The sequence below is a fragment of the Gordonia sp. (in: high G+C Gram-positive bacteria) genome, assembly GCF_047600385.1.
In the GTDB taxonomy this organism is placed as follows: domain Bacteria; phylum Actinomycetota; class Actinomycetes; order Mycobacteriales; family Mycobacteriaceae; genus Gordonia.
Genome location: NZ_JASGKZ010000002.1, coordinates 362689 through 373081, shown reverse-complemented (window position 1 = coordinate 373081; position 10393 = coordinate 362689). Strand labels below are relative to the sequence as shown.

The 10393-nt window shown below is 61.4% G+C and carries 6 protein-coding genes and 3 rRNA genes; 8 read left to right on the top strand and 1 reads right to left on the bottom strand.

What is annotated here, in order from left to right:
• Window positions 1–291 precede the first annotated feature (291 nt).
• From QM809_RS19235 to rrf, 3 genes are all read left to right on the top strand, one after another.
• Window positions 292–1814 (top strand): 16S ribosomal RNA (locus tag QM809_RS19235).
• Between the two features lie 520 nt (window positions 1815–2334).
• Window positions 2335–5477, top strand: a 23S ribosomal RNA gene (locus tag QM809_RS19230).
• Window positions 5478–5592: 115 nt separating this feature from the next.
• A 5S ribosomal RNA gene (gene rrf, locus QM809_RS19225) occupies window positions 5593–5709 on the top strand.
• Together the 16S, 23S and 5S rRNA genes form the textbook arrangement of a ribosomal RNA operon.
• 386 nt (window positions 5710–6095) lie before the next feature.
• Here rrf and QM809_RS19220 read toward each other — a convergent pair.
• Window positions 6096–6527 carry a TIGR02611 family protein gene (locus QM809_RS19220; RefSeq protein ID WP_415047448.1) on the bottom strand — a complete coding sequence of 144 codons (432 nt, stop codon included), beginning with the start codon at window positions 6525–6527 and terminating at the stop codon, window positions 6096–6098.
• A gap of 156 nt (window positions 6528–6683) precedes the next feature.
• Between QM809_RS19220 and QM809_RS19215 the strand changes: the two genes are divergently transcribed.
• The 5 genes from QM809_RS19215 (at window position 6684) to QM809_RS19195 (ending at window position 10226) form a co-directional block, all read left to right on the top strand.
• The gene (locus tag QM809_RS19215) at window positions 6684–7391 is read left to right on the top strand and encodes a TetR/AcrR family transcriptional regulator (protein ID WP_415047447.1); all 708 of its coding nucleotides are present in this window, start codon (window positions 6684–6686) and stop codon (window positions 7389–7391) included.
• The gene (locus QM809_RS19210; RefSeq protein WP_415047446.1) at window positions 7388–7879 is read left to right on the top strand and encodes a GNAT family N-acetyltransferase; all 492 of its coding nucleotides are present in this window, start codon (window positions 7388–7390) and stop codon (window positions 7877–7879) included. Before QM809_RS19215 ends, QM809_RS19210 begins: the two co-directional genes overlap by 4 nt.
• A gap of 253 nt (window positions 7880–8132) precedes the next feature.
• Complete coding sequence (locus QM809_RS19205) at window positions 8133–8441, top strand: hypothetical protein (RefSeq protein WP_415047445.1); 309 nt, start codon at window positions 8133–8135, stop codon at window positions 8439–8441.
• Window positions 8442–8484: 43 nt separating this feature from the next.
• Window positions 8485–8979: a copper chaperone PCu(A)C gene (locus QM809_RS19200; protein WP_415047444.1), complete on the top strand. Its 495-nt coding sequence runs from the start codon at window positions 8485–8487 to the stop codon at window positions 8977–8979.
• Complete coding sequence (locus tag QM809_RS19195) at window positions 8976–10226, top strand: Dyp-type peroxidase (RefSeq protein WP_415047443.1); 1251 nt, start codon at window positions 8976–8978, stop codon at window positions 10224–10226. The genes QM809_RS19200 and QM809_RS19195 overlap by 4 nt, the downstream gene beginning before the upstream one ends.
• The last annotated feature ends 167 nt before the right edge of the window (window positions 10227–10393 follow it).

The following is a 10393-nucleotide window of genomic DNA, read 5'->3' as shown; positions in this document are numbered from 1 at the left end:
AATCCGGGTTTGACTTCCGGCCATGAGCCTGGTTAGGCTGGTGGAGTTGCCCGCGAGTCGGGTGACAGGCTCCGGTTCACCGAAGTTCGCATGCTGTTTTTACGGGGTGTGGTGTTGGTGGGTGTGTGTTTTTTGAGAACTCGATAGTGTGTGATGGATTTTCTTGTGCCAACTATTTTCGGCTGGCATTTGAGGGAGTCTGTCATGTTTTTGACAAGATGATTTTTTTGCCAGTTGATTCTTTTGAATTTGGATTATTTTTTGGTCAGGTCTATTTCTCTGATTGGTTTTTTGTTGGAGAGTTTGATCCTGGCTCAGGACGAACGCTGGCGGCGTGCTTAACACATGCAAGTCGAACGGAAAGGCCCTGCTTGCAGGGTACTCGAGTGGCGAACGGGTGAGTAACACGTGGGTGATCTGCCTCACACTTTGGGATAAGCCTGGGAAACTGGGTCTAATACCGGATAGGACCACCGGCTGCATGGTCGGTGGTGGAAAGCCTTGTGCGGTGTGAGATGGGCCCGCGGCCTATCAGCTTGTTGGTGGGGTAACGGCCCACCAAGGCGACGACGGGTAGCCGACCTGAGAGGGTGATCGGCCACACTGGGACTGAGACACGGCCCAGACTCCTACGGGAGGCAGCAGTGGGGAATATTGCACAATGGGCGCAAGCCTGATGCAGCGACGCCGCGTGAGGGATGACGGCCTTCGGGTTGTAAACCTCTTTCGCCAGGGACGAAGCTTTTGTGACGGTACCTGGAGAAGAAGCACCGGCCAACTACGTGCCAGCAGCCGCGGTAATACGTAGGGTGCAAGCGTTGTCCGGAATTACTGGGCGTAAAGAGCTCGTAGGCGGTTTGTCGCGTCGTCTGTGAAATCCTGCAACTCAATTGCAGGCGTGCAGGCGATACGGGCAGACTTGAGTACTACAGGGGAGACTGGAATTCCTGGTGTAGCGGTGAAATGCGCAGATATCAGGAGGAACACCGGTGGCGAAGGCGGGTCTCTGGGTAGTAACTGACGCTGAGGAGCGAAAGCGTGGGGAGCGAACAGGATTAGATACCCTGGTAGTCCACGCCGTAAACGGTGGGTACTAGGTGTGGGGTCCATTTCACGGATTCTGTGCCGTAGCTAACGCATTAAGTACCCCGCCTGGGGAGTACGGCCGCAAGGCTAAAACTCAAAGGAATTGACGGGGGCCCGCACAAGCGGCGGAGCATGTGGATTAATTCGATGCAACGCGAAGAACCTTACCTGGGTTTGACATACACCAGACGACGGTAGAGATATCGTTTCCCTTGTGGTTGGTGTACAGGTGGTGCATGGCTGTCGTCAGCTCGTGTCGTGAGATGTTGGGTTAAGTCCCGCAACGAGCGCAACCCTTGTCCTGTATTGCCAGCGGGTTATGCCGGGGACTTGCAGGAGACTGCCGGGGTCAACTCGGAGGAAGGTGGGGATGACGTCAAGTCATCATGCCCCTTATGTCCAGGGCTTCACACATGCTACAATGGCGCGTACAGAGGGCTGCGATACCGTGAGGTGGAGCGAATCCCTTAAAGCGTGTCTCAGTTCGGATTGGGGTCTGCAACTCGACCCCATGAAGTCGGAGTCGCTAGTAATCGCAGATCAGCAACGCTGCGGTGAATACGTTCCCGGGCCTTGTACACACCGCCCGTCACGTCATGAAAGTCGGTAACACCCGAAGCCCATGGCCCAACCCCTCGGGGAGGGAGTGGTCGAAGGTGGGATCGGCGATTGGGACGAAGTCGTAACAAGGTAGCCGTACCGGAAGGTGCGGCTGGATCACCTCCTTTCTAAGGAGCAAACAACAACAAGTGGTTTCAGGTCTGTTCATGGCCGGCCGCGTGTTTGTTCGAGGGTGAAACACAAGAAAACCATCCGATATACTGTTTCTGTCACTGTGACGGAAAACGGTGGGGTGGACTGATACCGGGTGACCGGGTCAGACGATGTCACACACTATCGGGGTTCTGAGAAAACACCCGCCGAACTCTTCCACTAGATGGAGGGGATTGGTTGTGGGGTTGACTCTAACTGTGCTCGCTGACTACCGCGCGCGATGTTTTCGTGTGTATGGGGTGGGTGGGTGTGTGTTGTTTGAGAAGTGCATAGTGGATGCGAGCATCAATAATCAAGGCCCTGGAGATCAGGACTTCTGAGTTTTGGTGTTTGTACTGCAATTAAACATTTTGGTTTCTGTTGTTCAATTTTTTGGGCACAGTTTTTACTCATGTGTTTGTGGGACTCCACATTCGTATCCTTGTTGCTTGCTGGTTTTTGCTGGTGGGTGTGGGGGTGTGTTTGTGGGTGTTGTTGTAAGTGTTTTAGGGCGTTCGGTGGATGCCTTGGTACCAGGAGCCGATGAAGGACGTGGTAGGCCGCGATAGGCCTCGGGGAGTTGTCAAACGAGCTGTGATCCGAGGGTGTCCGAATGGGGAAACCCAGCACCAGTGATGTGGTGTTACCGCCCGGTGAATGTATAGCCGGTGCGGGGGGAACGTGGGGAAGTGAAACATCTCAGTACCCGCAGGAAGAGAAAACAATTGTGATTCCGTGAGTAGTGGCGAGCGAAAGTGGATGAGGCTAAACCGCGCGTATGTGATACTCGGCAGGGGTTGTGCGTGTGGTGTTGTGGGAGTGTCGTGGATCGGTCTGCCGGCTGGTCGGCCAGTTGAGAAAGTGTTGTGTTAGGTGAAGTGGCCTGGGATGGTCTGCCGTAGACGGTGAGAGTCCGGTAACTGAAAACGCAATGCCTGGTTTCGATGTTTCCCGAGTAGCAGCGGGCTCGTGGAATCTGCTGTGAATCTGCCGGGACCACCCGGTAAGCCTAAATACTTCCTGGTGACCGATAGCGGACGAGTACCGTGAGGGAAAGGTGAAAAGTACCCCGGGAGGGGAGTGAAATAGTACCTGAAACCGGACGCTTACAATCCGTCAAAGCCTGCGCAATCCTTGGGGTTGGTGGGTGATGGCGTGCCTTTTGAAGAATGAGCCTGCGAGTTAGTGCTCAGTGGCGAGGTTAACCCGTGGTGGGGTAGCCGTAGCGAAAGCGAGTCTGAATAGGGCGTTTTGAGTCGCTGGGTCTAGACCCGAAGCGGAGTGATCTACCCATGGCCAGGGTGAAGCCACAGTAAGATGTGGTGGAGGCCCGAACCCACTTCAGTTGAAAATGGAGGGGATGAGTTGTGGGTAGGGGTGAAAGGCCAATCAAACTCCGTGATAGCTGGTTCTCCCCGAAATGCATTTAGGTGCAGCGTCATGTGTTTCTTGCCGGAGGTAGAGCTACTGGATGGCCGATGGGCCCCACTAGGTTACTGACGTCAACCAAACTCCGAATGCCGGTAAGTGAGAGCATGGCAGTGAGACTGCGGGGGATAAGCTTCGTAGTCGAGAGGGAAACAGCCCAGATCGCCGGCTAAGGCCCCTAAGCGTGTACTAAGTGGAAAAGGATGTGGGATTGCTTAGACAACCAGGAGGTTGGCTTAGAAGCAGCCATCCTTGAAAGAGTGCGTAATAGCTCACTGGTCAAGTGGTCCTGCGCCGACAATGTAGCGGGGCTCAAGTACACCGCCGAAGCCGCGGCAATCACACAAAACATCCATGAGGATCTACGGGTTCTTGTGTAGTGGTGTGGTTGGGTAGGGGAGCGTCCTGCACTCTGGGAAGCAGCCTGGTGATGGGTTGTGGAGGGTGTGGGAGTGAGAATGCAGGCATGAGTAGCGAAAGACAAGTGAGAAACTTGTCCGCCGAATGACCAAGGGTTCCTGGGCCAGGTTAATCCGCCCAGGGTGAGTCGGGACCTAAGGCGAGGCCGACAGGCGTAGTCGATGGACAACGGGTTGATATTCCCGTACCCGTGTATCCGCGCCCAGTGGCGAGGCAGTTGTACTAACCACCCAAAAACTTCTTCTCAGTCCTTCGGGATTGTTTGGGGGTGGCTGCGTGGGACCTTGGCTGTAGTAGTCAAGCGATGGGGTGACGCAGGAAGGTAGCAGGGCCACGCGGTTGGTTGTCGTGGTGTAAGCCTGTAGCCCGGAATATAGGTAAATCCGTGTTCCTTGAGGGTGAGGGGTGATGCGTAGCCGTTGAGGTGAATTCTGTGATCCTATGCTGCCGAGAAAAGCCTCTAGTGAGTTGGTGCACGGCCCGTACCCCAAACCGACACAGGTGGTCAGGTAGAGAATACTAAGGCGATCGAGAGAACTGTGGTTAAGGAACTCGGCAAATTGCCCCCGTAACTTCGGGAGAAGGGGGACCACACCTGGTGACGACATTTACTGTTTGAGCTGGGGGTGGTCGCAGAGACCAGAGAGAAGCGACTGTTTACTAAAAACACAGGTCCGTGCGAAGTCGTAAGACGATGTATACGGACTGACGCCTGCCCGGTGCTGGAAGGTTAAGAGGACCGGTTAATCATCTTTTGGGTGGTGAAGCTGAGAATTTAAGCCCCAGTAAACGGCGGTGGTAACTATAACCATCCTAAGGTAGCGAAATTCCTTGTCGGGTAAGTTCCGACCTGCACGAATGGCGTAACGACTTCTCTGCTGTCTCAACCACAGACTCGGCGAAATTGCAGTACGAGTAAAGATGCTCGTTACGCGCGGCAGGACGAAAAGACCCCGGGACCTTCACTATAGCTTGGTATTGGTGTTCGGTACGGTTTGTGTAGGATAGGTGGGAGACTGTGAAGCGGGCACGCTAGTGTTGGTGGAGTCGTTGTTGAAATACCACTCTGATCGTATTGGGCTTCTAACCTCGGACCCTGATCGGGTTCAGGGACAGTGCCTGGTGGGTAGTTTAACTGGGGCGGTTGCCTCCTAAAGTGTAACGGAGGCGCCCAAAGGTTCCCTCAGCCTGGATGGCAATCAGGTGTTGAGTGTAAGTGCACAAGGGAGCTTGACTGTGAGACGTACATGTCGAGCAGGGACGAAAGTCGGGACTAGTGATCCGGCACCGGCAAGTGGAAGCGGTGTCGCTCAACGGATAAAAGGTACCCCGGGGATAACAGGCTGATCTTCCCCAAGAGTCCATATCGACGGGATGGTTTGGCACCTCGATGTCGGCTCGTCGCATCCTGGGGCTGGAGTAGGTCCCAAGGGTTGGGCTGTTCGCCCATTAAAGCGGCACGCGAGCTGGGTTTAGAACGTCGTGAGACAGTTCGGTCTCTATCCGCCGCGCGCGTCTAGAAACTTGAGGAAACCTGTCCCTAGTACGAGAGGACCGGGACGGACGAACCTCTGGTGTGCCAGTTGTTCCGCCAGGAGCACTGCTGGTTAGCTACGTTCGGAAGGGATAACCGCTGAAAGCATCTAAGCGGGAAGCCTGTTCCAAGATGAGGTTTCTCACCCACTTCGGTGGGGTAAGGCCCCCTACAGATGATGGGGTTGATAGGCCAGAACTGTAAGCGCAGTGATGTGTTCAGGTGACTGGTACTAATCGGCCGAGGACTTACAATAACACCCGAACACCAAAAATTTTTGGTGTGTCGCATCCACTATGTGCTTCTGAAACAACACACGAGCATTCGACCCCCCTTCTGGGGTGGTTGGGTGTGGTGTTGTTTCGTATTGTTTCGGTGGTTTTAGCGGAGGGGAAACGCCCGGTCCCATTCCGAACCCGGAAGCTAAGCCCTCCAGCGCCGATGGTACTGCACTTTAGTCAGTGTGGGAGAGTAGGACACCGCCGAACACAACATTAGGGGAGACCCTGAACCAGATTCTGGTTCAGGGTCTTTCTGCATCCCAGGGGTGTTTTCTCTGGCTTCTTCTAATACTGCTGTTTTCCTCCGCTGGTCGGGTCTCTCTTCTCTCCGCGGGTTGAGTCCCTTCGTTGGTTGAGCCGGGGTCGTGAACGGAGTGAACGACCCCGAGTCGAAACCACACTCTCTCGGGACGGGGTGGGCTTCGACGCGAGTGTCGTTCACTGCGTTCCGCCACTCGGCTCAGCCGGCGGGGCGGGGACGCTGTCACTATGTTCCGCCACTCGGCTCAGCCGGCGGGGCGGGGACGCTGTCACTATGTTCCGCCACTCGGCTCAGCCGGCGGCCGGGCAGCCAGATCAGCGAGCGCGGTCGATCACCTGCTGAAGGGCGACGACAGCCAGGCCCAGTCGAGGCCCACCCATCCGCCGGCGAGCGACAGGGCGCCGGTGAGCCACAGCGTGAGGAGGACGATCGCGCAGGTGGCGATGCCGAGTCCGGCCTGGGCCAGCCGGTTGCCGTCGATGTGGTCGGAGTACAGGCGGTTGAGCTTCTCCATGATCCAGTGCCGCAGTCGTGCCGCCCATTCGAGTTCCTGCGACAGGATGAGGAGGCCGACGAACACGACCGCCCAGCCCGGTCCGGGGTAGGGGATGGTGACGATGCCGACGGCGGTGACGAGTACACCGACCACGATCGTCACGTAGCGCAAGACGATGCCGTAGCGGTGGTTGTGCCGCACGTACTGGTATCGGTGGGCGAGACGGGTGAACGGACCGGGGCGTTTCTCCGGGGTGTCGGCGGTCATGACGACATTCTTCCTCGAAGACCGCTCTCGGGGTCGAACTGCACGGCGGGAATCGCACACCGATTCTGCCGATGAGGGTCCGGCCGGGGCATCCGTCCACTCCGACCGGGGGAATCATGCGCAGGCACGGTCCGTCGCGGGCATAGGCTGGAACCCATGGCAGTGGGTCGGCCGGACAAGGGTTCCGAAGAAGTGGTCAAGGCGCCTCGTGCGCGGATGACGGGGGCGCAGCGTCGTCTGCAACTGATCGAAGTCGCTCGGGGGTTGTTCGCCGAGCGAGGCTTCGAGGGCACCTCGATCGAGGAGGTCGCGCAGCGTGCGGGCGTCTCCAAACCGATCGTCTACGAGCACTTCGGCGGCAAGGAGGGGTTGTACGCCGTCGTCGTCGACCGGGAGATGGAGACGCTCCTGGAGATGGTGACGTCGTCGCTCAGCAAGAATCGTTCGCTGTACCGCATCCAGCAGGTGGCGCTCGCACTCCTGACGTACATGGAGGAGCGGACCGACGGCTTCCAGATCCTGGTGCGCGGCGAGTCGACGGCCGGGACCGACGAGGGTTCCCGCTACGGAAGTCTCCTGAACGACGCCATCAGCCAGGTGGAGCACATCCTCGCCGGCGACTTCGAGCGGCGCGGCTTCGACCCGTCCCTCGCCCCCCTGTACGCCCAGGCGCTCGTCGGCATGGTCTCGGTCACGGCGCAGTGGTGGCTCGACGTCCGCGAACCCGCGAAGGAGGTGGTCGCCGCACATCTGGTGAACCTCTGCTGGAACGGTCTCACCCGGTTGGACGCGGATCCGGTGCTCGTCGCACCCGATTACACGGAGCCGGTCGAGACCGTCGCGGACACCGGCGGTGACGCGTGATCCGCGCCGCCACCGCGGACGACCTGCCCGCGATCACCGAGCTCTACGCCCACTACGTCGAGAACACGACCGCGACGTGGGCGCTCGAAACACCGGATCTGGCGGCCTGGCAGGAGAAGTTCTCGACTCTCGCCGAGGACGGGCTGCCGTTCCTCGTCGTCGTCGACGACGAGACTCTGCAGGGGTTCGCGTATCTCGCCGACTTCCGGGGGCGCGGCGGGTGGCGGCGGACCGTCGAGGACACCGTCTACCTGCGGGAGGACGCGACCGGACGCGGATACGGCACCCGACTGCTCGGTGCGCTCCTGGACGCCGCGGATCCGGAGCGCGTGCGGGTGGTGGTCGCGATGATCTCCGCCGAACGGGCGGGTTCGATCACGCTGCATCGGAAGCTGGGATTCGTGGAGACCGGCCGCCTGCCCGGGGTGAGCGAGAAATCCGGACAGGTGCTCGACTGCGTCGTGATGCAGCGTCCGCTGATTCTCTGACCCGATACCCCCGGTAGTAACCTTGGCGGCATGATCGCGCGAGTGGACGGCCTGTCGGCCGGGGCCGTCTCCGTGATCCTCGGCATCGCCGCGCACGGGTTCGCCGGGGGACTCCGCCCCGACGCGCGGCACGTGGTGCTCTTCGCCGCGGTCGCGGTGGGCACCGGCGCGGTCCGGGCGGCCCAGGCGGATCGGGAACGACGACGACGCGCCCGCGGCCGACTCGAAGAGCACCCTCGGTCCGCTCGCCGGAGTGCTGGTCGCGGGTCAGCTCGCCGCCCACGGCGCGCTGACGCTCCTCGGCGCGCACGCCGGACATCCGCACGAGGCGAACACGCTCGGCATGCTCGCCTGGCACGCCGCCGCGCTCCCCGCCGCCGTGCTGGCGCTGGCCGCGCTGCACTGGCTGCTCGGGGCGGTGACGTCGTGGCGGGTGGCCGGCGCCGGGTTCCGGCCCGCGGCGTCGTCGTACGTCGTTCGCCGGTACCCCGGTGCGCCCGCACCGCACGGTCTTCGACCCGCTCTGCCGGTAGGGATGCGTGCTCCGCCCGTCGCGGCGTGAGCTCTCGACACACTTCACCTACCCAGCAGAAGGTTTCTCACTCATGGCGATTCGCCGTACGTTCTCTTCAGCGACCGCTCTGGTCGCCGTCCTCGCCCCGGTCCTGATCGCGACCGGGTGCGGCAGCAACGACTCCACCGCCGAACAGGCCGCGTCCCTCACGGTGGCCGACCAATGGGTCAAGGCCGCCGACAACGGCATGACCGCCGCGTTCGGCGTCCTGAAGAACAGTTCCGACACCGAGATCCGGGTGGTCTCCGCAAGCAGTCCGACCGCCGAGAAGGCCGAACTGCACGAGATCGTGCCGGGCGCCGGTTCCGCGGTGATGCGGGAGAAGAAGGACGGCTACGCGATCGGCGCCAAGAGCTCGGTGGAGCTGAAGGCGGGCGCCGACCACATCATGCTGATGGGGCTCACCCAGCCGATCAAGGCGGGCGACACGGTGTCGTTCGAGTTGCGGCTGGCCGACGGATCCGTCAAGAAGGTCGACGCGATCGCGCGCGACTTCAGCGGTAACCAGGAGGACTACCACCAGTGATCGCGCGCGGATCCGCCGGGATCTCGCGCCGTCGTCTCCTCACCGGAACCGCAGGCCTCGCGGGCCTGGGCCTCGGTGCCGCCGCGGTCGGAACCGGATGCTCGTCGTCCGGTTCCGCACCGGGCGGACGGACCGTGGAGTTCTACGGCCGGCATCAGGCGGGGATCACCACGCCCGAAGCCGCGCACGCGAACTACATCGGACTGGATCTGATCGATCCGGCGGAGACGTCGGCGCTGGCCGGCGCACTGAGACTGTGGACCGAGGACGCCGCGCGGCTCACCCGGGGCGAACCCGCGCTCGGCGACCCCGAACCCGAACTGGCGGTGGCTCCGTCGAAGACGACGGTGACCGTCGGACTCGGGCCGCGGGTGTTCGACGTGCCGAAGCTCGCGGCCCGCCGGCCGTCGTGGCTCAGGCCGCTGCCGGCGTTCACGATCGACCGGCTGCAGGAGCGGTGGGGGCAGACCGACGTCCTGCTGCTGATCGCGTCCGACGACCCCGTCGCCCTGGCGCACGCGACCCGCATCCTGACCGCGTCGGTGCGGACCCGACTGCGGATCCGGTGGGTGCAGCGGGGCTTCCGGACCGCCCGCGGGACCCAGCCGGACACGCAGACGCAGCGGAACCTGTTCGGCCAGGTCGACGGCACCGAACAGCCGGACCCCGCGCGGAACGACGAACTGATCTGGGACGACGGCGCCGAACAGCCCTGGATGGCCGGCGGCACCTCGATGGTGATCCGCCGGATCGCCATGCACATGGACAAGTGGGAGGAACTCGACCGCGGGCCCCGCGAGCAGGTGGTGGGCCGGAATCTCACCAACGGGGCGCCGTTGACCGGCACCGAGGAGCACGACACGCCCGACTTCACCGCGATGCGCGGCGGCATCCCGGTGATCCCGCCGTCGTCGCACGTGGCGCGGGCGCACCGGCGGTCCGATCACGAACAGTTCCTCCGGCGGAGCTACAACTACGACGAGCCGCCGGAACCCCGTCCGTCGCTCCCAGAGTCGGGTTCGTCGTTCCCCGAGCCCGTCGAAGGGACCCCGGACACCTCGAACTCCGGGCTGATCTTCACCGCGTTCCAGCGTGATCCGGTACGACAGTTCGTCCCGGTACAGCAGCGCCTGTCCGAGCACGACGACCTCAACGAGTGGACCACCCCGATCGGCTCGGCGGTGTACGCGATCCTGCCCGGGGCGTCGCCGCAGGCGCCGCTCGGGGCGTCGCTGCTGGGGTCGTAGGCGGTACGGCCGTCTCCGCGTCGCGGTTCTTGCCCGATGCCGACGAGAACCGCGACACCGGTCTCGGTTCCCGACGAGAACCGCGACAGGGTCGGGGGCGGGGAGGCCGTTGTTCGCCGAGTCCCCGCGTATCCGCGCTGGTCATGCGGGATCACCGGGAATCACTC